The organism is Actinomadura sp. KC06 (assembly GCF_004348735.1).
Taxonomy (GTDB): Bacteria; Actinomycetota; Actinomycetes; order Streptosporangiales; family Streptosporangiaceae; genus Spirillospora.
Genome location: NZ_SMKT01000038.1, coordinates 1 through 23,800, shown reverse-complemented (window position 1 = coordinate 23,800; position 23,800 = coordinate 1). Strand labels below are relative to the sequence as shown.

22 protein-coding genes are annotated in these 23,800 nt (G+C 70.8%); 14 read left to right on the top strand and 8 right to left on the bottom strand.

The window, feature by feature from the left end; translation table 11 throughout:
* Positions 1-14 precede the first annotated feature (14 nt).
* The 4 genes from E1287_RS14875 to E1287_RS14860 are packed head-to-tail and all read left to right on the top strand — an operon-like array spanning position 15 to position 3,769.
* The gene (locus E1287_RS14875) at positions 15-923 is read left to right on the top strand and encodes a VOC family protein (RefSeq protein WP_131965521.1); all 909 of its coding nucleotides are present in this window, start codon (positions 15-17) and stop codon (positions 921-923) included.
* A gap of 4 nt (positions 924-927) precedes the next feature.
* The gene (locus tag E1287_RS14870; RefSeq protein ID WP_131965520.1) at positions 928-2,400 is read left to right on the top strand and encodes an FAD-dependent oxidoreductase; all 1,473 of its coding nucleotides are present in this window, start codon (positions 928-930) and stop codon (positions 2,398-2,400) included.
* A 17-nt stretch (positions 2,401-2,417) separates the two neighbouring features.
* Positions 2,418-3,299: an LLM class F420-dependent oxidoreductase gene (locus tag E1287_RS14865; RefSeq protein WP_131965519.1), complete on the top strand. Its 882-nt coding sequence runs from the start codon at positions 2,418-2,420 to the stop codon at positions 3,297-3,299.
* On the top strand, positions 3,296-3,769 hold the full coding sequence (locus tag E1287_RS14860; RefSeq protein ID WP_131965518.1) for a nuclear transport factor 2 family protein: 474 nt from the start codon (positions 3,296-3,298) through the stop codon (positions 3,767-3,769). Before E1287_RS14865 ends, E1287_RS14860 begins: the two co-directional genes overlap by 4 nt.
* On the opposite strand, the gene E1287_RS14855 is transcribed toward E1287_RS14860, so the two are convergent.
* From E1287_RS14855 to E1287_RS14840, 4 genes are all read right to left on the bottom strand, one after another.
* A complete protein-coding gene (locus tag E1287_RS14855) occupies positions 3,762-4,673 on the bottom strand; it encodes an NADP-dependent oxidoreductase (RefSeq protein WP_131965517.1) in 912 nt (303 codons plus the stop codon). The genes E1287_RS14860 and E1287_RS14855 overlap by 8 nt on opposite strands.
* Positions 4,674-4,749: 76 nt before the next feature.
* Positions 4,750-5,544 (bottom strand): SDR family NAD(P)-dependent oxidoreductase, encoded by a 795-nt coding sequence (locus E1287_RS14850; protein WP_131965516.1) that lies wholly within the window; start codon positions 5,542-5,544, stop codon positions 4,750-4,752.
* Between the two features lie 76 nt (positions 5,545-5,620).
* Positions 5,621-5,878, bottom strand: coding sequence for a ferredoxin (locus E1287_RS14845; protein WP_243719027.1), 258 nt, complete (start codon positions 5,876-5,878; stop codon positions 5,621-5,623).
* Complete coding sequence (locus E1287_RS14840; protein ID WP_131965515.1) at positions 5,875-7,026, bottom strand: Rieske 2Fe-2S domain-containing protein; 1,152 nt, start codon at positions 7,024-7,026, stop codon at positions 5,875-5,877. The genes E1287_RS14845 and E1287_RS14840 overlap by 4 nt, the downstream gene beginning before the upstream one ends.
* A gap of 147 nt (positions 7,027-7,173) precedes the next feature.
* On the opposite strand from E1287_RS14840, the gene hsaA reads away from it, so the two are divergent.
* The gene (hsaA, locus tag E1287_RS14835; protein ID WP_131965514.1) at positions 7,174-8,340 is read left to right on the top strand and encodes a 3-hydroxy-9,10-secoandrosta-1,3,5(10)-triene-9,17-dione monooxygenase oxygenase subunit; all 1,167 of its coding nucleotides are present in this window, start codon (positions 7,174-7,176) and stop codon (positions 8,338-8,340) included.
* Between the two features lie 28 nt (positions 8,341-8,368).
* Here the strand turns inward: hsaA and E1287_RS14830 are convergent, their stop codons facing one another.
* The 3 genes from E1287_RS14830 to E1287_RS14820 all read right to left on the bottom strand — a co-directional run bounded on the left by E1287_RS14830 (position 8,369) and on the right by E1287_RS14820 (position 12,490).
* Complete coding sequence (locus E1287_RS14830; protein WP_131965513.1) at positions 8,369-9,688, bottom strand: aspartyl protease family protein; 1,320 nt, start codon at positions 9,686-9,688, stop codon at positions 8,369-8,371.
* Between the two features lie 85 nt (positions 9,689-9,773).
* On the bottom strand, positions 9,774-10,958 hold the full coding sequence (locus E1287_RS14825) for an alpha/beta hydrolase (RefSeq protein ID WP_131965512.1): 1,185 nt from the start codon (positions 10,956-10,958) through the stop codon (positions 9,774-9,776).
* A complete protein-coding gene (locus E1287_RS14820; protein ID WP_131965511.1) occupies positions 10,955-12,490 on the bottom strand; it encodes an FAD-binding protein in 1,536 nt (511 codons plus the stop codon). Before E1287_RS14820 ends, E1287_RS14825 begins: the two co-directional genes overlap by 4 nt.
* Positions 12,491-12,657: 167 nt before the next feature.
* Here E1287_RS14820 and E1287_RS14815 point away from each other — a divergent pair, with 167 nt between their 5' ends.
* From E1287_RS14815 to E1287_RS14805, 3 genes are all read left to right on the top strand, one after another.
* Positions 12,658-13,275: a TetR family transcriptional regulator gene (locus E1287_RS14815; RefSeq protein ID WP_131965510.1), complete on the top strand. Its 618-nt coding sequence runs from the start codon at positions 12,658-12,660 to the stop codon at positions 13,273-13,275.
* 169 nt (positions 13,276-13,444) lie between these two features.
* Positions 13,445-13,855, top strand: a complete 411-nt coding sequence (locus E1287_RS14810) for an SDR family oxidoreductase (protein WP_243719025.1) — start codon at positions 13,445-13,447, stop codon at positions 13,853-13,855.
* Positions 13,856-13,893: 38 nt separating this feature from the next.
* Complete coding sequence (locus E1287_RS14805; protein WP_131965509.1) at positions 13,894-14,670, top strand: SDR family oxidoreductase; 777 nt, start codon at positions 13,894-13,896, stop codon at positions 14,668-14,670.
* Between the two features lie 53 nt (positions 14,671-14,723).
* Here the strand turns inward: E1287_RS14805 and E1287_RS14800 are convergent, their stop codons facing one another.
* Positions 14,724-15,644 carry a 3-oxoacyl-ACP reductase gene (locus E1287_RS14800; RefSeq protein WP_131965508.1) on the bottom strand — a complete coding sequence of 307 codons (921 nt, stop codon included), beginning with the start codon at positions 15,642-15,644 and terminating at the stop codon, positions 14,724-14,726.
* Between the two features lie 279 nt (positions 15,645-15,923).
* Here E1287_RS14800 and E1287_RS14795 point away from each other — a divergent pair, with 279 nt between their 5' ends.
* From E1287_RS14795 to E1287_RS14765, 6 genes are all read left to right on the top strand, one after another.
* Positions 15,924-17,084: a steroid 3-ketoacyl-CoA thiolase gene (locus E1287_RS14795; protein ID WP_131965507.1), complete on the top strand. Its 1,161-nt coding sequence runs from the start codon at positions 15,924-15,926 to the stop codon at positions 17,082-17,084.
* 7 nt (positions 17,085-17,091) lie between these two features.
* Positions 17,092-19,275, top strand: a complete 2,184-nt coding sequence (locus E1287_RS14790; RefSeq protein WP_131965506.1) for an acyl-CoA dehydrogenase — start codon at positions 17,092-17,094, stop codon at positions 19,273-19,275.
* On the top strand, positions 19,272-19,883 hold the full coding sequence (locus tag E1287_RS14785; protein ID WP_131965505.1) for a PaaI family thioesterase: 612 nt from the start codon (positions 19,272-19,274) through the stop codon (positions 19,881-19,883). The genes E1287_RS14790 and E1287_RS14785 overlap by 4 nt, the downstream gene beginning before the upstream one ends.
* A gap of 64 nt (positions 19,884-19,947) precedes the next feature.
* A complete protein-coding gene (locus E1287_RS14780; protein WP_131965504.1) occupies positions 19,948-21,369 on the top strand; it encodes an AAA family ATPase in 1,422 nt (473 codons plus the stop codon).
* Positions 21,370-21,741: 372 nt separating this feature from the next.
* On the top strand, positions 21,742-22,995 hold the full coding sequence (locus E1287_RS14775; protein WP_131965503.1) for an HNH endonuclease signature motif containing protein: 1,254 nt from the start codon (positions 21,742-21,744) through the stop codon (positions 22,993-22,995).
* Between the two features lie 367 nt (positions 22,996-23,362).
* On the top strand, positions 23,363-23,692 hold the full coding sequence (locus E1287_RS14765; RefSeq protein ID WP_131965501.1) for a hypothetical protein: 330 nt from the start codon (positions 23,363-23,365) through the stop codon (positions 23,690-23,692).
* Positions 23,693-23,800: the final 108 nt, after the last annotated feature.

Here is a 23,800-nt window from a genome sequence, read left to right as displayed (position 1 = left end):
AGGGACCGAGGACTATGACGCAGATCCGAGGGCTGGGATATCTGAAGGTCCAGACCCGCCACGTCGAGCGCTGGCGCGAGTTCGCCCTCGACGGGCTCGGCTTCGCCGAGGGCGGCGGGCCCGACCCGGGCGGCCTGTACCTGCGCATGGACGAGCGCCGGGCGCGCCTCGCGGTGCTGCCCGGCGACAGCGACAAGGTGCTGGCCGTGGGCTGGGAGGTCCGCGACCAGTACGCTCTCGCCGCCGTCCGGGAGGCCGTCGAGAAGGCCGGGACGGCGGTGACGGCGCTGACCCCGGACGAGGCGGCGGAGCGCGACGCCGAAGAGGTCATCGCGTTCACCGACCCGGGCGGCACCCCGGTCGAGGTGTTCTTCGGACCGGTCCTCGACCACAGCCCGTTGCGCACCGGCTTCGCGCAGAAGTTCGTCACCGGCGCGATGGGCATGGGACACGTCGTGCTGCCCACCCCGAACTTCGCCGAGACCGTGACGTTCTACAACGAGGTCCTCGGGTTCCTGCCGCGCGGCGCCATGAAGGTCGGCGGCGGCAAGGTCCGGATCCGGTTCATGGGCGTCAACCAGCGGCACCACAGCCTCGCGATCTGCCCGGCCCCGCACGGCGGCGACCCGGGGCTCGTCCACCTGATGGTGGAGGTCGACTCGCTGGACGCGGTCGGCATCGCGCTCGACGCCGTCACCGCGAAGGGCTTCTCGATCTCCTCGACGCTCGGCCGCCACACCAACGACAAGATGGTCTCGTTCTACGTCCGTGCGCCCGGCGGCTGGGACATCGAGTACGGCTGCGAGGGCATGCTCGTGGACGAGACGTACTACACCGCCGAAGAGATCACCAAGGACAGCTACTGGGGCCACGACTGGTCGGGCTCGGAGCCGCTGGCCGCCTTCGTCCCGCCCGGGAAGTGACAGCGTGACGCCTCGTTCCTCCGTCGAGCCCTTCGCGTTGCGCGACATCGGCGATTTCGACCATGAGTGCGACGTGCTGGTCGTCGGCTTCGGGTGCGCGGGCGCGGCGGCGGCGTCCGAGGCGGCGCGGGCGGGTGCGGACGTCGTCGTCCTGGAGCGGGCGAGCGGTCCGGGCGGCTCGTCGGCCCAGTCCGGCGGCGAGCTGTACCTGGGCGGCGGCACCGGGATCCAGAAGGCGTGCGGCTTCGACGACGACCCCGACGCCATGTACGCCTACCTGGAGGCCGCGCTCGGCCCGAACGCCGACACCGCGAAGCTCCGGCTGTACTGCGACGGGAGCGTCGAGCACTTCGAGTGGTTCCGGGACTGCGGCGTGCCGTTCAACCCGACCTTCTACGACGCGCCGACGTGGATGCCGATGTCGGAGGACGGGCTGATGTGGCTGGGGGAGAACTCCTGGCCGTACAACACGATCGCCAAGCCCGTCCCGCGCGGGCACCGTCCGGCGGCGGGCGGGTTCGGCGGCGGCGTCCTGATGGAGAAGCTGTCGGCCGCCGCGACGGAGGCGGGCGCCGTCGCGCACACCGACACCCTGGCGACGAACCTGATCCTGGACGACGGCGGACGCGTCGCCGGAGCCGTCGCCCGCAAATACGGCAACACGGTCACCTACCGCGCCCGCAGGGCGGTGATCCTCACGACCGGCGGGTTCGTCGACAACGAGGAGATGCTCGCCGACCACGCGCCGGTGCTGCTCGGGCACGGCAAGGTCAGCGACGGGCTGGACGACGGCTCCGGCATCCGGATGGCCACCGCGATCGGCGCCGCCACCCGCCGCATGTCGGTCGTGGAGATCGCGCTCACCGCGCTGCCCGCGATGGTGTGCCGCGGCATGCTCGTGGACGGTCTCGGCCGCCGCTTCCTCAACGAGGACGTGTACCCCGGCCACTGGAGCGTCCACGCCGTGAAGCACCAGCCCGGCCCCTACTGGACGATCATCGACGAGGAGGGGTTCGAGGACGTCCCCGAACCCGACCGCTGGGGCCTGCGCCCCAGGTACGTCACCGAGACGCTCGCCGAACTGGAGGAGTCGCTCGGCATGCCCGCCGGTTCCCTTGAGGCGACGGTCGAGACCTACAACCTGCACGCCGCGAAAGGCGAGGACCCGTTCTTCCACAAGGACCCGAAATGGTTGCGCCCCTTGAAATCGCCGTTCGCGGCGATCGACCCGCGCGCCGGATTCTTCGGCGGCACCGGTGCGGGCACGGGGACCGGCGCGGCCGGGTTCACGCTCGGCGGCCTGCACACCACCGTGGACGGCGAGGTCCTGAACAACTCGGGCGTCCCGGTGCCCGGCCTGTACGCGGCGGGGCGGGCCGCGTCCGGCATGCACGGCGAGGGCTACGTCAGCGGGACGTCCCTGGGCGACGGCACGTTCTTCGGCCGCCGCGCCGGACGCGCCGCCGCCGCACTCTGACCTCCTGAGGGGACCACATGAAGTACGCCGTCCTGCTGCCCGTCGCCGCGGGCGTCACCGCCGATCCCGAGTGGATCGGCGCGTACGTCCAGCACGCCGAGACCTGCGGTTTCGAGTCGGTCAGCGCGGTGGAGCACACGGTCGTGGCGAGCGGCTACGCGAGCGTCTACCCCTACGACAGGACGGGGAGGATGGAGCTGGCCGACGACACCGACATCCCCGACCCCCTCGACCTGCTGGCGTTCCTCGCCGGCCGGACGACCCGGATCGGCCTCGCCACCGGCGTGCTCGTCCTGCCCAACCACCATCCCGTGGTGCTCGCCAAGCGGCTCGCGACCGTCGACGTCCTCTCCGGCGGACGGTTGCGCCTGGTCGTCGGCATGGGCTGGATGCGGGAGGAGATCGAGACGTGCGGCGCGGACTTCGGCTCGCGCGGCCGCCGCGGTGACGAGCAGCTCCAGGTCCTGCGGAAGCTGTGGGCCGGCACCGCGCCCGAAGGCGCTTCGCACGACGGCGAGTTCTTCCGGTTCAAGGGCGCGATGAGCTACCCGAAGCCCGTCCAGGAGGGCGGCGTCCCCGTGCACGTCGGCGGCCACACGAAGGCGGCCGCGCGCCGCGCGGGCCGCTACGGCGACGGCCTCCAGCCGCTGGGCGTGGCGGGGGACGAGCTCCGCGGCCTGGTCGCGCTGATGCGCGAGGAGGCCGAGAGGAACGGGCGCGACCCGTCCGTCCTCGAACTCACCCTCGGCCACTCGCTGACGGCGGTCACGCCCGAGAAGGCGGAGAGGCTGGCGGCGCTGGGCGCGAGCCGTCTCGTCCTGGGCGGGAACGCGGGAAGCGACCTGGACGAAGCGCGCGACGAGCTGTCCGCCTGCGCTCGGCGTCTGGGGCTGTCATGACGCCGGCGGTCGCCGACCGGCTCGCCCTCGGCGATCTGGTCGCCCGGTACGCCCTGCACGCCGACCGCCGCGACATCGACGCGCTGGCGGCCCTGTTCACCGAGGACGCCGTCCTCGTGCTGCCCGACGCGCCGAGGCATCTGGATCCCGTCCGCACCTTCACCGGACGCGAGGAGATCGCCGCCTCGCTCGCCGCGCTGAACGGCATCCCCGTCACGTTCCACGCGCTGGCGGGCCAGGTGTTCGACGCGGGCTCCGGGCCCGGCACCGCCACCGGCCAGGTCGCCTGCGTCGCCCACCACATCAGCGAGCGCGAGCCGGGCAAGGCGACCGACCTCGTCTGGCACACCCGCTACACCGACACCTACCGGCTGGACGGCGGCGCCTGGCGCATCGCCCGCCGCGAACTCCGGATCGACACGATCGAGACCCGGCCCGTCCGCAGGTGGCGGGGCTCCATGATCAGCTGACCGCCAGGACGACCTTGCCGCGTCCGTGGCCGGTGGCGACCTCGCGGTGCGCGTCCGCCGCCCGTTCCAGCGGGAAGACGCCGCGGACGTGGATCTTCAGCCGTCCCTCGTCGTAGAAGCGCGCCGCTTCGGCGATCCGGGACGCCGACCTCTTGTCCGGCGTGATCCGGACGCCGAGTTCCGCCGCCCGCCCGTGCTCGACCAGCGTGATGATGCGGTCCTTGTCCTTGACCAGGGCGAGCGAGACGGCCAGGGCGTCGCCGCCGGCCCCGTCGAGCGCGGCGTCGACCCCGTCCGGTGCGGCGGCCCTGACCCGCTCCTCCAGACCGTCCCCGTAGGCCACCGGGATCGCGCCGATCGACCGCAGATATTCATGGTTGCGCTCGCCGGCCGTGCCGATCACGGTGGCCCCGGCGATGCGCCCGAGCTGGACGGCGACCGAACCGACCGCGCCCGCCGCAGCATGCACGAGCAGCGTGTCGCCCTGCCCGACCGCCATCTCCTCAAGCGCGATGTGCGGGGTCATCACCGCCGCAGGGAAACCGCCCGCCACGTCCCACGGCATGCTCGCCGGCTTGGCCGCCAGCACTTCGGCCGGGACGACGACGTACTCGGCATAGGCGTTGAGACGGCAGTTGCCGATCACCTCGTCGCCCGGCCCGACCACGGTGACGCCGTCGCCGACCTGATCGACCACGCCCGCGAACTCGTTGCCCGGCACGCGCGGGAATCCCTCGGGCGTCCCCGGCGGCGACCAGCCCTCCCGGACGGCCAGGTCGAACGGCTGCACCCCGGCCGTCCGCACCCGGACCCGCACCTCGCGCGGCCCGGCCTCCGGCGTGGGCACGCCCAGGATCGTCAGCACGTCCGGCCCGCCCGGCTCGCTGAACCCCGCAACCCGCATGATCGTCCTCCCTCGTCGCCGTACCGCTCGATCGTGAAGGACGCTATGACCTCAACCAAAGCTGAGGTCAACCCCGTCAGCCCGCGGACGGCTTCGGAAGCATGCGCCGCACGGCCTCGTGCGCTCCGGCGACGAGACGGTCGCGCGGATACCCGTTGCGCTTCTTCGCCGTCTCGTAGTTGCCGCCCGCGACCCAGACCGGGCCGTCCTTGAGGTGCGCCAGGCCCTCGCGGGCGACGTCGTCGGGCTCGGCGATGACCAGGCCCGGGATGTCCATGTTGAGGCCCGCGCGCTCCATCGCGGGCGTGCGCGTCACGCCGAGGACGAGCTCCAGGACGTCCACGCCATGCTCGCGAAGCTCCAGCCAGAGGCCCTCGGCGAAGATCCGCCCGAACGCCTTCACCGCGGAGTAGATGCTGATCTGCGCCTGTCCCATGTAACCGGCCAGCGACCCGACCAGCAGGATGCCGCCCCGCCCGCGAGCCTTCATCAGGCCGCCGAAGTGGTGCGTGACGGCGAGCTGCGCGGTGATGTTGAGGTCGATGACGCCCTGGAAGCGGTCCAGGTCGCCGGTGACGAACTCGTGGCCGTAGCTGTTCGCGCCCGCGTTGAAGACGAGCAGGCCGACGTCCAGACCGTCCGTGACCTCCCGGATCGCCTTCAGCGGATCGGGCGCGACCAGGTCGAGCTCCAGCGTCCGGACCTCCGCGCCCTTCGCCCGGACGGCCCCGGCGGTGTCCGCCAGCGGCCCCGGCTTGCGCGCGATCAGCACCAGGTTCAGGCCCGCCTCCGCGAGCCGGTGCGCGAACGCGGCCCCGACGCCCTCGGAACCACCCGCGATCACGGCCCACGGGCCGTACTGGTCGATCATCGTCCTCCGTCCAGGTCCGGGGTCCAGACGACGCCGTCGACGTGCGCGCCGCCGTCCGCGAACAGGGTGTCGCCGGTCATTCGACCACCTTGATCGCGCCGGTCAGCGCCGCCTCCTGGATCGCGGACCGCAGCGCCGGGCAGGTGCCGAACGGGTCGTCCGAGAGGCTCACGCACGAGGCCCGCGCGCCCGCGTTCCACTGGATGCTCGTCTGCTCCCAGCTCGCCTTGCGCACCAGCACCTCCGCGGCGCAGCGCCGGCAGCGGACGGGCAGCAGCGGACCGTCCAGCAGCCGTTCGTCCTGCCGTGCCGCCACGCGTCGCCGATCGGTCACGCGGAGGCCCCCTCGCGGCGCGCGAGGTTCTCCTCGACCTCCTTCTGCCACGACTCGACGGGACGGGTCGTGTCGATCTCGAACTCGAACCGGTCCGTCATCTCCGGCCTGACGTCGGCGACGTCCACGTAGAACTGCTCGTACCAGCGGCGGAGCTGGTAGACGGGGCCGTCCTCCTCGCACAGCAGCGGGTTGTCGATGCGGGTCTTGTTCCGCCAGATCTCGATGTCCTGCTCGAACCCGGCCAGGATGAAGTCCGACAGCTTCTGCGCGGTCGCCTCGGCCGCCTCGGGCGACAGGGCGTCGCTGTGCTGCACGACGATCCCCGAATGCAGCGAGAACGAGTTCTGGTCGATCGGGTAGTGGCAGTTGATCAGGACGGACTTCACGTCGTACCCCTCGTAGTGGTACGTCAGCTCGTCGATCATGAAGGACGGGCCGTGGTAGGACGCGACCGAGGTGTTGCCGAGCATCCGCGGTCCGCTGCCGTCCCGCTGCCGGCGGGCGTCGTCCCGCGCCGCGCCCTTCATGATCTGCGTCGCGACGTGCCCCTCGAAGATGTTCTTGAAGTACGTCGGGAACGACTTGTGGATGTAGAAGAAGTGCGCCATGTCCACGACGTTGTCGATGACCTCGCGGGCGTTGGTGTGGACGACCGTCTCCGTCCAGCGCCAGTCGGTCCAGTCGTCGCGGGTGGCGCCCTCGATCACCGGGATCGTCACGTCCGCCGGGGGCTTGTTCCCCTCCGGGTCGTTCCACACGAACAGCAGCTCGTCCTGCACCATCGTCGGCCACGCCGCCGTCCGCGCCCGCAGCGGCACCCGCCGCGAGTACGGGATCTTCTTGCAGCGGCCGTCGCCGCCCCACCGCCAGTCGTGGAACGGGCACGCGATCTCATCGCCCTTGACCGTGCCCTGCGACAGGTCGCCGCCCATGTGCCGGCAGTAGCCGTCCAGCACGTTGGTCTTGCCGTCCGCGCCGGTGAAGACCACGAGCTTCTGACCGAAGGCGTTGACCGTGTGGGGCTTGCCGTCCCTGAACGTCTCGGCCGGCCCGAGGCAGTGCCATCCCCGGGCGAAACGGGACGAGATGGCCTCCGCCTCGATGGCGCGGACGGCGTCCGACTCGGTTGCGGTCACGTGGATCATCCCTTCGGCGATGGACGGGGTGATTGGAACAGTAGGTCGCGGGTCGCCGCCCGGTCCGGCGAGTCTCGCTGGCCGGGACGTCCCCGCCCGGCGGCATGCTGACATGGTGTCCTTCAATGGCCTTAGCTGGAAGACGAGGGAGCGGGGATGAGCAACGAGGTCTTGGAGTCCGTGCGCGGGCTGCTGCCCGGCATCGCCGAGCGGGCCCGGTCGGTGGACGAGAAGGGGCGCATCCCCGCCGAGACCGTCCGCGACCTGACCGCCGCCGGCGTGTTCCGGATGCTCCAGCCCACCCGCTACGGCGGCGCCGAGGACGACCCCGTCGCGTTCTACGAGGTCATCCGGTCGATCTCCGGCGCCTGCGGCTCCACCGGCTGGGTCGCCGCGGTCCTCGGCGTCCACTCCTGGCATCTCGGCCTGTTCGCGGACGACGCGCAGCAGGAAGTGTGGGGCGCCGGACCGGACACGCTCATCGCCTCGTCCTACGCCCCCATCGGACGCCTCACCCCCGTCGACGGCGGTTTCGAGGTGTCCGGCCGCTGGTCGTTCTCGTCCGGCTGCGAATTCGCGGACTGGGCCCTGCTCGGCGCGCTGGTCGTCGGCGCGGAGGGGCGTCCGGTCGACTTCATGACCGTCCTGGTCCCGCGGACCGACTACGAGATCCGCGAGGTCTGGGACTCGATGGGCCTGCGCGGCACCGCCAGCGACGACATCGTCGTGGAGCGGGCGTTCGTCCCGTCCCACCGCGCCATGCGCAACTTCGAGCAGGCCCAGCTCCGCAACCCGGGCCGCAAGGTCAACACCGGACCCCTCTACCGGATGCCGTTCGGCACCATCTTCACCAGCACGGTCGCCGCCAGCGTGATCGGCATGGCCGCGGGCTGCCACGACCTCTACGTCGCGAAGATGCAGGACCGGATCCGGCTGAGCCTCGGCGGCGGCCGCTTCGTCGAGGACCAGTTCGCGCAGGTGGCCGTCGCCCGCGCCGCGTCCGAGATCGACGCCGCCGTTCTCCAGACCGACCGGAACGTCCGCGAGATCCACGAATACGCCGTCCGCAACGAGAAGATCCCGATGGAGCTGCGCCTCCGGGCCCGCCGCGACCAGGTCCGCGGCACCGAACGCGCCATCCAGGCGATCGACATCCTGTTCAAGACGGCCGGCGGCAACTCCCTGCACCGCGGCAACGTCATCGAACGCGCCTGGCGCGACGCCCACGCAGGCAGCGTCCACGTCGCCAACGACGTCGAGCACGCCCTCTCCATGTACGGACGCGGCGTCTTCGGCCTCAAGGTGGAAGACAACCTCGTCTGATCGGCGGCGCGCGCCCGCAGGCCCGGCCTCAGCCGTCCGGTCGCATGGAGTCGCCGGTGATGAAGAGGTTCATGCCGGTGAAGTCGAGCGTGATCGCGTACGGCGTGAAGAACTCGTGGGTGAAGTTGGCGATCGTGTCGAACAGCATGCCGTCGTCGACCCGGGGATTCTCCTCGACCCACGCCTTGACCCGGCGGCGTACCGCCCGCCCGATGCCGCTCGTCTCCGGGGCCACCACGTAGCCCCACCGCCCGTTGCCGAGTTCCACCGGCTCGCCCAGCGGGATGCCCGCTCGTTTCGCCGTTTCCACGGACATGCCCAGGCCCCTGCCGGGACCACCGGTGTCGAAGGTGGCCACTCGGGATCCGTAGCCGTTGATGCTGCCGAGGGTCAACGGGAAATGGTCCTTGGCCAGCCACAGCGGAAGGACATCGCCGCCTGCGCGCTTGGTCTGGTCGCGTACCGCACGCAGGTTGGCTCGGGTCTTGCGGCGCAGGACGAACCGCCGGTGGCCGTAATCGACCGTGGTCAGGAAGTGGTAGAAGTGCGTGGTGCCGATGACGCCGTCGGGACGCGTTCCGTCGGGCAGCGCGGGCCGTACCGCCTTGTTCCAGTGGACGGGGGCGTTGCGCACCTCGATGTCACCGATGCGCACCGAATCGGCGATCCCGTGATACATGGTGAACTTCTGCCCGTCGGCGCTTCCCTGGCTGCTGGATATCTCTTCGAGACCGGCCTCGTCCGCCACCTGGACGCTGAAGCCGGCCGAGGTCGCGCCGGTGTCCAACAGGAAGATCTTCGGCGGCCTCCCATTGATGGAGACCCGCATGTGCGGCAGCGGGTCGAGGCCGAGCAGCGGGACCGCCGTGCTGTGCGGCCCGTGCACGCGCCAGGGCCGACCCTGGACGCGCTCGTACAGCGTGGCCATGGCGTGGTTGGTCTGGTTCTGCGTCTTGCGCAGCCAGAAGGCGGCCTCGCCGAGCCGGTCGCGGCGGACGAAGGAATCCGCCAGCTGGTACAGCGAGAACTCGTCGGCGGGATCGAGCCGGACGGCCCGGGCCAGGTACCTCTCGGCGTCCCCGAACCGGTTGGCCAGTAGCGCGAGGTAACCGATCCGCGCGGCGGCATGGGCGTCGTCGGGATTCCCGCGCAACCGATGCCGGTACCCGGCCTCGGCCTCGGCGAACCGGCCGTCCTGGAACAGCCGATCGGGATCACCGTCCACCGGCCGCGCCGAAGCGACGCCGCCCGTTAACGGCACCGCCACCCCGGCTCCGGCCGCCAGAGCGGCCCGGTGCAGAAACCAGCGCCTGTCCACTCCCTCATCGGGCGAGTGCTCATCGACCACGGCGTCTCCTCCTCTGCTGGACACAACAGAGGAGTCCACCGTTCCGGCCGTTTCCTGACCGTTTCCGGTGAGACTCTCCTGTGGGTCAGCAGGTGGGTTGCTGGGGTTGGCCGGTGCGGAGGGACTGGGCGAAGTTCAGGGACGTCTCGAAGGACGCGTGGATGCTGCCTCGGTGGTCGGCGCCGTCGAACGTCCGGTAGGTGATGTTCGGGTAGCGCTTGCAGAGGTCATTGACGATGTTCTGCGTCGCGGCGGGGGTGACTTCGCGGTCGGCCGCGCCCTGGGCGACGAGCGTCGGGACCTTCAGGTTGAGGCCGAGCGCCTCCTGGGAGTTGAAGTAGCGCTCGAAGCGGGTGAGGTCGGCGTCCGGGCGGAACACCTTGTTCAGCGGGAGGTTCGCGCTGAGTTGGCGCAGTTGGGCCAGGCAGGCGTTCGTCCGTCCGGCCTTGGCCAGGGGTGCGGCCTCGTCGGTCAGCAGGTCTTCGGGGACGAAGGAGGGGTCGGCGGCGTGAGCGCCGTTGAGCAGGACGAACAGGAACGGCAGCGCACCCTCGGCGCCCGGGTACTGGGCCTTGACGTAGGCGGCGGTCTGGCTCATGTTCGAGCCGGGCGCGATGGAGACGGCCCCTTTCAGGCGGACGTCCCGCGGGTTCTGCCCGGCTGCGGCGGTGTAGAGCGTCGCCTGGCCGCCCTGGCTGTGTCCGGCGACGAACCAGTCGCGTCCGATGCGGCGGTCGGTCCTGCGGGCGGCGCGGACGATGTCGAGGACGGTGTTCGCCTCGCTGACGCCGTGCATGTACGGGTGCCCGCCCGGCGTGCCGAGGCCCTCGTAGTCGGTCTGCACGACCGCGAAGCCGTTCGACACCCACTTGTTCAGGTAGGACTCGGTGATCGACAGGTAGTCGTGGGCCGGCCCGGTGGCGGTGTCGGCGGACGGCGCGCACACGTCCGCGGTGCCGGTGGTGCCGTGCGCCCAGCTCAGCACGGGCCAGCCGCCGCGCGGCGGCGCGCCCTTCGGGACGGCGACGGTGCCCGTCACGACGATCCGCTTCCCGCCCACGCCCTCGGACGTGTAGGTGATCTTCCGGTTGGCGGACGCGGCGGGCAGCGCCGCCGCGTTCGCCAGCGGGCTCACGGCGATCAGCCTGCCGCGCTGATCCGGAGCGGCCGCCGCCTGGCCCGGGGCGATGAGGGCCGTCCCGGCGGTACCGGCGCAGGTGAGGGCCGCGACGGCGATGCCCGCCGTGCGCCGCGTCTTGATGGAGCTCACGACTGGTTCCTCCTCATGTCCTGGACGGCGCGGTAGGCGAACGCCATCGCCGTTCCGATCGGAATGCCGGGGCCCGGATAGACGGGCCCGGTGAACGAAGCGCTGGTGTTGCCGGCGGCGTAGAGCCCGGGTATCGGACGGCCCGCGCCGGAGAGGACGCGGCCGTCCGGGTCGGCGCGGAGCCCGCCCTTCGTCCCGAGGTCGCTCAGGACGATCTTCGCCGCGAAATACGGCGGCCGGTCCACTGGCACCAGGCACGGCTTGCCGCCGGTGAAGTACAGGTCGTAGGGGTCCTCGCCGCGGTGGAAGTCCTCGTCCACGCCCTTGGCGGCGAAGCCGTTGAAGCGCTCGACGGTCGAGGCCAGCGCACCGGCGGGCAGGCCGGTCTTCGCGGCCAGGTCGGCGAGCGTGTCCGCCTGGTGCCACAGGCCCGCGGCCAGTTGCTCCTCCGGCGCGGCCGCCGGGATCGAGATCGCGGGCAGCCCGTCCGAGCGGGAATCGAAGATCAGGTAGAAGGGGTCGCCGGCGGAGGCGAGGCGGCGTCCCATCTGGTCGTAGGGCAAGGACTCGTTGGCGAACCGGCGTCCCGTCCCGTCGACGATCAGCCCGCCGCGGAAGCCGAGCGTGAACGCGGCCCGCCCATCGGGCATCGCCAGGCCGGGGCAGAACCACGCCTGGTCGAGCAGACCCGTGGACGCGCCGATCCGCATGGCGGCGGCGATCGCGTCGCCGGTGTTCGCGCCGTCCGGGGCCATCGTCCAGGCCGCGCCGCCCGGCACGCCGCGCAACGCCCGCAGCTCCGCGGACGACTCGAACCCGCCTGCCGCCAGGAGCACGCCGCGCGACGCGCGCAGCCGGACGGGCCCTTCCGCCGTCATCGCCGCCACGCCCACGACCCGCCCGGCCTCGACGATCAGGTCTGTCAGCGCGGTGCCGGTGCGGACGTCGGCGTTGCCGGTGGCGGTGATCGCCAGCAGGAGCCGTCCGATCAGCGAACGCCCCTGCGCCAGCGGCCTGCCGGGCGCGTGCCCCCGCCCCGTCCGGTCACGGTCGACCGGCGGACGGACGAGCCCCGCCAGCTCCCCAAGCCTTTCCAACGGCAGATCAAGCGGAACGAACGAACGCCCCATGTCGATACGTCCCGGCGCGTCGAAATAGTCGGGAAAAGCGCGCCATTCGACCTCGATGGCCGGATCCCGCTCCAGAAACTCCACCAGTTCCGGCGCCGTTTCCAGAAACGCCTCCCGATGCGCGGCATTGCCGTCGTCGCCGAGCAGCGCACGTAGATAGGCGCGTGCCGACTCCGTCGAATCGCCGATCCCCGCCCGCTCCTGCACGCGCGTCCCCGGCAGCCAGATCGCCGAACCCGAGTACGCGGACGTCCCGCCGACCAGCGAAGTCTTCTCCAGGACGGCCGTCCGCAGCCCGTCCGAAGCCGCCGCGGGCGCGTCCGAGGCCGCCGCCAGCGCGCCCGCCAGCGCCCCGGCCCCCGACCCGGCGACCACCACGTCGTATTCGTCGTCCCACGCCACGTGACTTCCCCTCCAGGCCCGCCCGTCTTCGCGCGCCGACAACGTAAACGGGGCGCGCGGCGCGGCGGGGCGGCCCGTCCCACTGACCGGTATCGACGATCGCCGGGGAAGCCGGGACTCCGGATATTCTTCCTTGTCAACACCGGAATGGGACCGTGGGGAGGACCGTGGCGAGGATCGCGTCGGCGAGGCTGTCCGCCGAGCCGAGCTCACCCGAGCAGCACGACCGCCGGCGGCGCATCCTCCGCGCGGCGGCGCGCATCGGCGCGGAGAAATCGCTCGAACGCGTCCAGATGCACGAGGTGGCGAAAGAGGCCGGCGTCGCGATCGGCACCCTGTACCGGTACTTCCCGTCGAAGGTCCACCTGTTCACCGCGGTCATGGCGGCGCAGGTCGACCGGCTCCGCGAGCAGGTCCACCAGCCCGCGCCCGGCACCAGCGCCGAGGACGCCGTCGCCGACCTGCTCGTGCAGGCCAGCCGCTATCTGATGGCGGAGCCCGTCCTGTCGACGTCGATGCTGCACGCGTCCAACACCGCCCATGTCGCGACGGTCGCCGACACCGTCCACATCGACAACACCTTCCGCGAGATCCTGCTGCGTACCGTCGGCATCGAAGACCCGACCGTGCAGGACGTGACGCTCGTCCGGCTGCTGATGCAGTGCTGGTACGGGGTGCTGCAGTCGAGCCTGAACGGCCGCGCGTCCATGGCCGACGTCGAGAGCGACATCCGCCTGGCCTGCAAGCTCATCCTCGCGCCCCGCTCCAACGCCCCGAAGCGCTGACGCCGTCCTCCCGGTGATCGGGACGGCGCGGGCGGACGGCACGGGCCCGCGGCTAGCGTGCCGCCATGAACCGCTTCGACGGCGTGAAAGTGCTGCTCACCGGGGCGGCGTCCGGCATCGGACGGGCCACGGCCGGCCGCCTCGCCGCGAGGGCGCGGCGATCTACGCGGTGGACGTCTCCGAGAAGGGCCTGGCCGAGACCGCCGCCCAGGCGGCCGCTGGCACCGGCGTGATCGTCAACACGGCCTCGCTTGCGGCGACGCAGGGCAACCCGTACATGACGGCGTACGCGGCGTCCAAGGGGGCGGAGCTGGCGTTCTCGCTGAGCCTCGCCGCCGAGCTGACCGGCCGCCGCATCCGCGTCGTCCCGGTCTCGCCCGGCGCCGTCGGCACCCCGCTGACCAGGGCCCCGGACATGTTCCCCGCCGGTCTCGACGTCGGCTACTTCACCAAGATCCGCTCATACTTCGGTGCGGCGGACCCGGAGCAGATCGCCTCCGCGATAGCGTTCGCCGCCTCGTCCGACGCGGCCTACTTCACCGGCGCCGACCTCCGCGTCGACGGCGGCGCGCACACGTGATCGACGGCGGCGCACACGCCCAGAAGGAGGAACGAACGATGGCACGCACCATCGCCGTGAGCGGGTCCGCGTCCGGCATCGGCGAATCGCTCGCCGGGCTGCTGCGCGACCAGGGCGACACCGTCATCGGCGTCGACCTGAAAGACGCCGAGGTGTGCGCCGACCTGGCCGGTCCCGAAGGACGGGCTCGCGCGGTCGCGGAGGTCCTCGACCTCTCCGGCGGGACGCTGGACGCCGTCGTCGCCTCCGCGGGGGTCTCCGCCTTCACCGACCTCACCGTCAAGGTCAACTTCTTCGGCGCGACCGCCCTGCTGGACGGCCTCCGCCCGGCCCTGGCCCGTGCCGAGCGGCCCCGTGCCGCCGTCGTCGGCTCGATCTCCGGGACGCAGCCGGTGGACGACGCCGTCGTCCGCGCCTGCCTGGACGGCGACGAACCCGCCGCGCTCGAAGCGGCCGCCAGGGTCGTCGAAGCGGGTGCGGGGAACAAGCTATACCCGTCATCGAAGTCGGCGCTTGCCCAGTGGCTGCGCCGCGTGTGCGTCACCCCCGGCTGGGCGGGCGCGGGCATCCCGCTGAACGCGATCGCGCCGGGCGTCGTCCGGACGCCGATGAGCGCGCCGCTGTTCGAGGACGAGCGCATGTTCAAGGCCATGAACGACGCCGTCCCGATGCCGCTGAACGGCTACGCCGACGCCGAGGTGATCGCCGGGGCGCTCCGCTGGCTGATCTCCCCGGCGAACTCCCACATGACGGGCCAGATCATCTACATCGACGGCGGCGCCGAGCCGACCCTCCGAGGCCCCGAAACCTTCTAAAACAGGCCGGCCGCCCTCCTCATTCGAAGGGCGGCCAGTTGAATTTCGGGGGCTCACATTTGGGTGGTGCCGGTGTCGTCGAGCGCGGCGATGCTGTAGGCCGCATACGTCCGGCGCGGGTCCCGTTCCTCGAAGTAGGGCGTGATCTGCGCGCCGAACTCCTCCACCGAGAAGACGCCGTCCGCCGCCGTGAACTTCTGCTCCACCGTCGGCGCGGCGAGCAGCGCGACCATGTCTCCGTAAACGACGAAAACCTGCCCGCTGATCTTCTCGGACGCGGGCGACGCCAGATAGCCCACGAACGTCCCGACCCGCTCGGGCGCCATCACGTCCAGCCCGCCGGGCGAGGTGCCCTCGCCGAACGACGCCTCGGTCATCGCGGTCCGGGCGCGCGGGCAGATCGCGTTGGCGCGGACCCCGTACCGGGCCAGCCCGGCGGACGTCGACAGCGTCAGCGCCACGATCCCCGCCTTCGCCGCCGAGTAGTTCGGCTGCCCGGCCGACCCGAACAGGAACGCCTCCGACGCCGTGTTGATCACCCGTCCGTACACCGGCCCGCCGGCCGCCTTGCTCGCGGCGCGCCAGTGCGCGGCGGCGGCGCGCGACACGGCCGCATGCCCCTTCAGATGGACGCGGACGACGTCGTCCCAATCGGACTCCGACAGGTTGAACAGCATCTTGTCGCGCAGCACGCCCGCGTTGTTGACCACGACGTCCAGCGACCCGAACGTGTCGACGGCTGCCGAGACCAGCGTGTCGCCCATCGACCAGTCGCCGACGTCCCCGGTCACCGCGACGGCCTGCCCGCCCGCCTTCGTGATCTCCGCGACGACGTCGTCCGCCGCCGGTCCCATGTCGTTGACCACGACGCTCGCCCCGTTCGCGGCCAGGGCGAGCGCCTCGGCCCGGCCCAGCCCGGCACCCGCGCCGGTGACGACGGCGGTGCGGCCCGCCAGGGACAGATCAGCGTTCATCGGAGCCTCCGGGTCGATGTTCTGGAGCGCCGCGCCTAACGGCTCGACGGAGGCTAGTACGTATTCTAGTTCGGCCTGCCGCCCCGTCCCGCTGAGCGGATGCGGCACATGACACAACCACCGAAACCGCTGAGTGGGACACACGCGGCCCGCTGACAAGAATGAATTCTAGTCTGGTCCCATGCCCTCAGACCCCTCAGCGCCTCCCGGCCGCACGTGCCGCCCGAGGCGGGCGGGTCGTCGGGGTCGCGGGTTCGAGATGTGTGAAGGAGAGGTGTCATGGCCGAGGCCGTGATCGTTGACGCCGTCCGGACGCCGGTCGGCAAGCGGTACGGGGCGCTGTCGGGCCTGCACCCGGCCCGGTTGCTGGGCCTGACGCAGCGCGCCCTGCTGGACCGGGCCGGAATCGAGCCGGACACGGTCGGACAGGTCGTCGGCGGATGCGTGACGCAGGCGGGGGAGCAGTCGAACAACGTCACCCGCAACGCGTGGCTTTATGCCGGTCTGCCGCACCGGACGGCGTGCACGACGATCGACTGCGCGTGCGGGTCGTCGCAGCAGGCCGTGCACCTGGTGGCCGGGCTGATCGCGTCCGGGACGATCCGCACCGGCATCGGCTGCGGCGTCGAGGCCATGAGCCGCGTGTTCCTCGGCCAGGCGCTCACCCCCGAGACCGGCAGCCCGGTCCCGGACGACTGGACCATCGACTACCCCGACCAGTTCACCGCCGCCGAGCGCATCGCGAAGAAGCGCGGCATCACCCGCGGGGACGCCGACGCGCTCGGATTGTCGTCGCAGCTCAAGGCGAAGGCGGCCTGGGACGGCGACCGGTTCGCGGGCCAGCTCGTCGAGGTCGAGGCGCCGGTCATGACGAAGGACGGCCCGACCGGCGAGACCGCCGTCGTCACTCGTGACCAGGGCCTGCGCGACACGTCCGCCTCGGCGCTGGCGGGGCTGAAGCCGGTCGTCCCGGACGGCGTCCACACCGCCGGCAACTCGTCCCAGATCAGCGACGGGGCCGCGGCCGTCCTGCTGATGAGCGCCGACCGGGCCGCTGAAATGGGGCTTCGTCCGCGGGCCCGGATCGTCGCGTCCGGCATGGTCGGGTCCGACCCGTACTACCACCTGGACGGGCCGATCGAGTCGACGCGGCACGTGCTCGACCGGGCCGGGATGAAGCTGTCCGACATCGACCTGGTCGAGATCAATGAGGCGTTCGCGTCGGTCGTCCTCTCCTGGGCGCGGGTGCACGACGCCGACATGGCCAAGGTCAACGTCAACGGCGGCGCCATCGCCCTCGGACACGCGGTCGGCTCCACGGGCGCCCGGCTGATCACGCAGGCCGTCCACGAACTGGAGCGGGCGGACGCCTCCACCGCGCTCATCACGATGTGCGCGGGCGGCGCGCACTCCACGGCCACCATCATCGAACGGATCTGAGGGATACATGACCATCGGGCTGACCGAGGAGCATCGCGACCTGCGTGACGCGGTGCGCGTCTTCACGTCCCGGCAGGTGACGCAGGCGGTCGTCCGCGCCGCCGTGGACGCCGAACGCGAGAAGGCGCCGCCGTTCTGGGACGATCTAGCCGCGCAGGGCCTGCTCGGCCTGCACCTTCCGGAGACCGTTGGAGGCGCGGGCTACGGTCTCCTCGAACTGGCCATCGTCCTGGAGGAGTTGGGACGAGCCCTCACCCCGGGCCCGTTTCTGCCGACCGTCCTGGCAAGCGCCGTGCTGCATCGCGCCGGACACACCGAGCACCTCCCGGCCCTTGCCGACGGGACGAAGATCGGCGCTGTGGCCCTGGCCACGGGAAGCCTGACCCTCGCTCGCTCGGCGGGGGAGATCACGGTTACCGGCACAACGCCCCCGATCCTGGGCGCTCCACTGGCGGACGTCCTCGTCCTCCCGGCAAGGGCTTCCGACGCGACCGCTTGGCTGGTCCTGCCCCGGACGGCCGTGACCGTAGAAGAACTCCCTAGCCACGACCTGACACGCCGTCTGGCCAGGGTCGAGTTGGAGAACACAACGGTCCCCCCGGAGTCAGTTCTGAAACTCGACTCGCAGGAGGTCCACGACCTGGCGGCGGCGCTGTTCGCCGCCGAAGCCTCCGGCCTGGCCGACTGGACGACGTCCACCGCCGCCGAATACGCAAAGGTCCGCGAGCAATTCGGCCGTCCGATCGGGCAATTCCAGGGCGTCAAACACCGTTGCGCCCGAATGCTCGCCCACGCCGAACAGGCCCGCGCGTGCGCCTGGGACGCCGCCCGCGCGCAGGACGACCCTGCCGCCGACCCGCAAGCGATATCCCTCGCCGCCGCCGTCGCCGGTGCAACCAGCGTCCAAGCGGCTTTCCAAACGGCCAAGGACTGTATTCAGACGCTCGGCGGCATCGGCTTCACCTGGGAACATGACGCCGGCCTGTATCTGCGCCGCGCGCAGTCGCTCCGCGTCCTGCTCGGCTCCACCGGGAAATGGCGCCGCCGCGTCGCGCGCCTAACCCTGGACGGAACCCGCCGCGAACTCCGCGTCGACCTGCCGCCCGGGGCCGACCACATCCGCGCCGAAATTCACGCCGAACTGCAACCCGCCCGAGCGCTGGACGGCAAGGAGCGCACCACCTATCTGGCCGACCGCGGCTACACGTCCCCGCACCTCCCGGCGCCCTGGGGCAAGGGCGCCGACGCCGTCACCCAGCTCGTCATCGCCGAGGAGCTGCGCGCCGCCGACCTCCGCCCCCACGACATGATCATCGGCAACTGGGTCGTCCCGACGCTGATCGCGCACGGGTCGCCCGCGCAGCACGAGCGCTTCCTGCCGCCGTCGCTGCGCGGTGACATCCGCTGGTGCCAGCTGTTCTCCGAGCCCGGCGCGGGCTCTGACCTAGCCGCGCTCACCACCCGCGCCGAAAAGGTCGAAGGCGGCTGGCGGATCACCGGCCAGAAGGTCTGGACGTCCATGGCACGCGAGGCCGACTGGGGTATCTTGCTGGCCCGCACTGACCCGTCCGTCCCGAAGCACAAGGGCCTGTCGTATTTCCTGCTCGACATGAATTCGCCCGGCATAGAAATCCGCCCGCTGCGCGAGTTGACCGGCGACACTCTTTTCAACGAAGTCTTCCTCGACGGCGTCTTCATTTCGGATGACCTCCTAGTCGCCGCCCCAGGTGAAGGGTGGAAACTCGCCCGCACCACCCTCGCGAACGAACGCGTGTCGCTCTCCAACGACTCGTCCCTCGGCAGCGGCGGCGAGGCCCTGCTCCGCATCATCGAGGACGGCGCGGACGACGAACGCCTCACCACTCTCGGCGGCATCCTGTGCGACGCCCAGTCCAGCAGCCTGTTCGGCCTGCGCACCACCCTCCGCTCCCTCGCCGGAGGGCAGCCGGGAGCCGAGTCCAGCATCGGCAAGCTGATCGGCGTCGAACACATGCAGCAGGTCTGGGAGACCGCCGTCGACTGGATCGGCCCGGACGCCCTCACCGGTGAGGGCAGGCGCGCCATGAAGGACCCGACCTGGATGTTCCTGAACTCCCGGAACATGTCGATCGCGGGCGGGACCACCGACGTCCAGCTCAACATCATCGGCGAGCGGCTCCTCGGCCTGCCCCGCGACCCGGTGGCGTCATGACGCTCGACCTGCACGCCGAGGGCCGTGCCTGCGGTGTCGACGGCGCCGCCGCCGCGGCCCGCCGCGTCATCGACGCCCTCGTCCGGGCCGGGGACATCTCGGACGCCGACATGTCCGGCATCGCCGACCGCCTGAACGCCGTCGCCGACGACCTGGAGGCGACGGCCCCACCCCGGGACGACCGTCTCGTCGACATGTGGCGCGGCGACGGCAACACGCGACACGACCCGGTGACCGGCCCCGAGAACCCGATCGCCCCGCCCCTCGAATACACCGCCGTCGACGCGCACACGATCGAGGCCACCGTCACACTGGGCCTGCCGTACCAGGGGCCGCCGTCCAGCGTCCACGGCGGCGTATCGGCGCTGCTGCTCGACCACACCCTGGGCGTGGCCAACGGCTGGGCGGGCAAGTCGGGCATGACGGCCGAGCTGTCGCTGCGCTACCACCGCCTGACGCCGCTCTTCGAACCGCTGACGATCACCGCCCGCCAGGTCGAGGTGGACGGCCGCAAGATCCGCACCGTGGGCGCCATCCGGGCGGACGGCGATGACTGCGTCACCGCCGAGGGCCTGTTCATCGCCAAGTACCCGCCCCGCCCCCGCTGACGGGTGGCCGCCAACTAGGTAGACTCAATCTACATAGATGCGATCTACCTAGTTCGGAGCCACGATGTTCATCGGCCGGAAGACCGAGCTGGCGCTCCTCGCCAAGCGGCTTGAGCGGGTCGCCGCCACGGGCGCGGGAACGGCCGTCGCCCTCCGAGGACGCCGCCAGGTCGGCAAGTCGCGCCTCGTCCAGGAATTCTGCGACCGGTCGGCTGTGCCCTACGTGTTCTCCACGGCCACCAAAGGCGCCTCGCCCATCGAGGCCGTGTCCGCGTTTCTGCGCGACCTCAAAGAATCGGCTTTGCCGGACGACCCCGAACTCGTCCCGCGCCTCGACAACGGCAGCTGGCCCGACGCGTTCCGCATTCTCGCCTCCGCGCTCCCCAGCAGGCCATCGATCGTCGTCCTGGACGAAATGCCGTGGATCGCCGAGCAGGACCCCCTTTTCGACGGCACGCTGCAAACGGGATGGGACCGGCTCCTTTCCTCCAAACCCGTCCTGCTCCTGCTTCTCGGCAGCGACGTCCACATGATGGAGCGCCTCACCGCTTACGACCGCCCGTTCTATGGACGCGCCGACAATCTCATACTCGGCCCGCTGAACCCGGCCGACACAGGCGAGGCCCTCGGCCTGGACGCCGCGGACGCCATCGACGCGCACCTTGTTTCCGGCGGCCTGCCCGGCATCATCCGCACCTGGCCGCACGGAACACCCGCCCTCGAGTTCATGGAATCCGAGTGCGCCGACCCGGCCGCCGCGCTGTTCAACGTCCCGGAGGCGTCGCTGCTGGCCGAATTCCCCAACCCCGACATCTCCCGCCGCGTCCTGGAGGCCATTGGCGCCGGTGACCGGACCCACGCCAACATCGCCGCCACCGCCGGAAACCGAGACGCGGCCCTACCCTCCGGAACCCTCTCGCCCCTCCTACGCCGCCTCACCACAGAGAAAAATATCCTCGCCGTTGAGGAGCCCCTTTCTGCGAAACCAGGAAAGCCCGCCCTCTATCGAATCTCCGACAGCAACCTGCGCCTCTACCTGAAAGCCCTCCGCTCTGCCCACGAACAAGCGCGACGAGGCCGTCCCGAAGCTGGCTTCCGCATCATTCAACGCCGCTGGCCATCATGGCGCGGCCGCGCCGTAGAACCTCTCGTCCGCCAAGCTCTGGAACTGTTAGAACTGCCCTGGCCGGACGTTGAAACAGTCGGCGGCTGGTGGAACCGCCAGTTCAACCCGGAAATCGACCTCGTGGGCGCCGACCGAGCCCCCATTGCGAACCGCATCTACTTCGCCGGCTCGATCAAATGGCACAACACCCCTTTCGATGCCCACGACCTCGCCGACCTCCGCCGCTCCGCCGCCCAGGTCCCCGGCCTCGATCCCGCCACGACCGGACTCGCGGTCGTCTCCCTTTCCGGAATCGAGGCCACCGACCCGATCGACCTGGCCTGGACGCCCCAGGACGTCCTCGCCGCCTGGCGTCCCTGACTGCCAGGTCTGCGGTGCTTGAGCCTCGCCGGCTGTTGGCTGTTTTTTCGCCGTCGGGGGCGGGGGCGGCGCTGCGTACGGGGCCGCCCCTCCAGAGTCAAGGGCGCCTTCGGCGTCGCTTCGCGATCGACTTCGTCCACCCTTGACTTTGGAGCCTCTGCGGCCCCTGGTGCAGCTTTCATCGGGCAGGCTCCGCCTGCCCCTGCCCGACGCACCGCCCCCGCCCTCCAGTTCGGTAATCAAACTGACTCGTTCAATGATCTGAGTGTTGGAATTGGGTTCTGGTTGGGCTTGACTCCGACTGTCTTGCTGGCTACAGAAGTAAGTCTTTTTGTGTGGCGGGTTGCCGGATTCTTTCGATAAAATTTAGGTGTGAGTTCGATTTCTCTTGATCTTCACTCGGCGTCCACCGGAGAATTGGTGGACGCTGTGGCGGCGATCGCTCGCGAACTCGCCGGACGTGACGCGCCCGACTCCGCCGCCGCCTGCATGGAACTCGCCGAGACTCTTGCGCGTGCGTCCGATCAGCAGGAGAGCGCCCTCGCCGCGATGATCGGACGAGTGGACGCCTCCGGCGAGATGCGGCGATGGGGGCTGCCGTCCACCCAGGTCTGGCTACGGTCACGGCTCGGGATGCGTGAGACCCGGGCCCGGGAGCGGGTCACCCTGGCCCGGCAGCGGCACCGTCTCCCACGGGTCGCCAACATGCTTGCTGGTGGAGAGTTGTCCTACGGCTACGCCTCTACCGTCGCCGACGCTGTCGCCCGGCTGGACGACGCAGACTGCGCGGCTGCTGAGAACGTGCTGCTCGACCTTGTCAGCGAGGGCTTCTCGGCCGGGAAGGTCGCCTCGTTCGGGCGGCGCATCCGCGATGTCATCGCCGAACGGAACGAGGTTGACCAACCTGATGCGGAGTCGCGGCGCGGGTACGAGCGGTCCTGGATCAGCTCCACCCGTTCGCTGGACGGCGGCCGCTACGTCAAGGGCTGGCTCAACGCCGAGGACGCCGCCGCATGGGACGGGACACTCGGACCGCTCGCCAAACCGGCAGGCACCGATGATCGCCGCGACCTGCCGGAACGGACGGCCGCAGCGCTCGTCAGCGTGCTGGCGGGTGGGCACCGGGCCACCAAGGTCACCCTTGTCATCGACCTGGACACCCTCACCGGCGGCACCAAGCCCGGTCGGCTGACCGACGGGTCCCCGATCCCCGCCGCGCAGGCCCGCCGGATCGCCTTGAACGCCGGAGTCTCACCATTGATCTTGGGGCACGGGAGCATCCCGCTCTACCTCGGCCGCCGCGTCCGGTTCGCCACGCCCGCACAACGCCAGGTCCTCGAAACCCTGTACCCCACCTGCGCGGTGCAGGGCTGCGAGGTCCCCGGGACCTTGTGCGAAGTCGACCACGTCCAAGGATGGGTCCTGGGCGCGCTCACCGACATCGACCGACTCGCACTGTGCTGCGGATGGCACAACCGTTTCAAACACACAAATGCCGACCAGATCCAGATAAGTCACGGCACCACCGGACGCTACGTCTACCGGATTCTTCCGCCACCGGACGCGCGTACGGTCGATATTCACGCGCCGCCACCAACCGACGGAATCGGCTGGGCCGCCGCCTGAGCCGAGACCGCTCTTCCCGGCCGCAAGGGAAGCCACCGCCGTTCAACGACACCGTCGACGAGGTCGATTGGTCCCCGTGTCATGGATCCCGACCTCACGCGCGACGTGGGCGATGGTCGCGGGCCGTCCAGGTTCCGCGGCCCGGACCTCGTGGAGCCGGGCGTGACGCTGGTGCATCAGTGGCGACCCGAGGACGAGGACGCGGCCGTCGAGGACGAGCACGTGCAAATGAGCGGCGGCGTGGCCATCAAGACCGGCAAAGGGCCGATGCCCTGCCATTGGCGTGGGTCGCTGGAGAACTGCCGTGATGGAGCGGTGTGTGCGACGGGGCCGACCGTCGCGCGGGGCTCCGGCTATGCTCCACGGCGTGGAGTTGGAGCGGCCCCTTGTGCGGGATGCCTTTCCCGACCTCATCGCCGAGCTGGTCACTCTCTTGGAGGATGAGGGCGAAGGTGAGCTGGCGATCTGCGTGAGGGATGTGCCTCTCGTCGCGATGTGCGACTGTGGCGATGATTTCTGTCAAAGCATCCACACCGCGGTCCATCCAAAGGATCAGCCGTATGGCGAGGGCCATCGGTGCGTGCCGCTCCTGTCCTCGAAAGGCATGCTGGTTCTGGACGTCATAGGGACCCAGATCATGTACATCGAGGTGCTGGACCGCGAGCCCATGCACAATCAGCTCGGCCCGAAGTCCTGATTCAACCGAGAAGCCTGGCGACGAGTTCGTCTCGAGCCGACACACCGATCTCGCGGTCGCCGGTTGGATCGTCACGGCCAGCGCCCCTTCTCCCCACCGAAAATGGGC

Bases quoted from the DNA above. Each gene is read 5' to 3' on its own strand.
- E1287_RS14875 (WP_131965521.1), top strand. From the start codon at position 15: ATGACGCAGATCCGAGGGCTGGGATATCTGAAGGTCCAGACCCGCCAC.
- E1287_RS14865 (WP_131965519.1), top strand. From the start codon at position 2,418: ATGAAGTACGCCGTCCTGCTGCCCGTCGCCGCGGGCGTCACCGCCGAT.
- E1287_RS14860 (WP_131965518.1), top strand. From the start codon at position 3,296: ATGACGCCGGCGGTCGCCGACCGGCTCGCCCTCGGCGATCTGGTCGCC.
- E1287_RS14855 (WP_131965517.1), bottom strand. From the start codon at position 4,673: ATGCGGGTTGCGGGGTTCAGCGAGCCGGGCGGGCCGGACGTGCTGACG.
- E1287_RS14850 (WP_131965516.1), bottom strand. From the start codon at position 5,544: ATGATCGACCAGTACGGCCCGTGGGCCGTGATCGCGGGTGGTTCCGAG.
- E1287_RS14840 (WP_131965515.1), bottom strand. From the start codon at position 7,026: ATGATCCACGTGACCGCAACCGAGTCGGACGCCGTCCGCGCCATCGAG.
- hsaA (WP_131965514.1), top strand. From the start codon at position 7,174: ATGAGCAACGAGGTCTTGGAGTCCGTGCGCGGGCTGCTGCCCGGCATC.
- E1287_RS14805 (WP_131965509.1), top strand. From the start codon at position 13,894: ATGGCACGCACCATCGCCGTGAGCGGGTCCGCGTCCGGCATCGGCGAA.
- E1287_RS14800 (WP_131965508.1), bottom strand. From the start codon at position 15,644: ATGAACGCTGATCTGTCCCTGGCGGGCCGCACCGCCGTCGTCACCGGC.
- E1287_RS14795 (WP_131965507.1), top strand. From the start codon at position 15,924: ATGGCCGAGGCCGTGATCGTTGACGCCGTCCGGACGCCGGTCGGCAAG.
- E1287_RS14790 (WP_131965506.1), top strand. From the start codon at position 17,092: ATGACCATCGGGCTGACCGAGGAGCATCGCGACCTGCGTGACGCGGTG.
- E1287_RS14785 (WP_131965505.1), top strand. From the start codon at position 19,272: ATGACGCTCGACCTGCACGCCGAGGGCCGTGCCTGCGGTGTCGACGGC.
- E1287_RS14780 (WP_131965504.1), top strand. From the start codon at position 19,948: ATGTTCATCGGCCGGAAGACCGAGCTGGCGCTCCTCGCCAAGCGGCTT.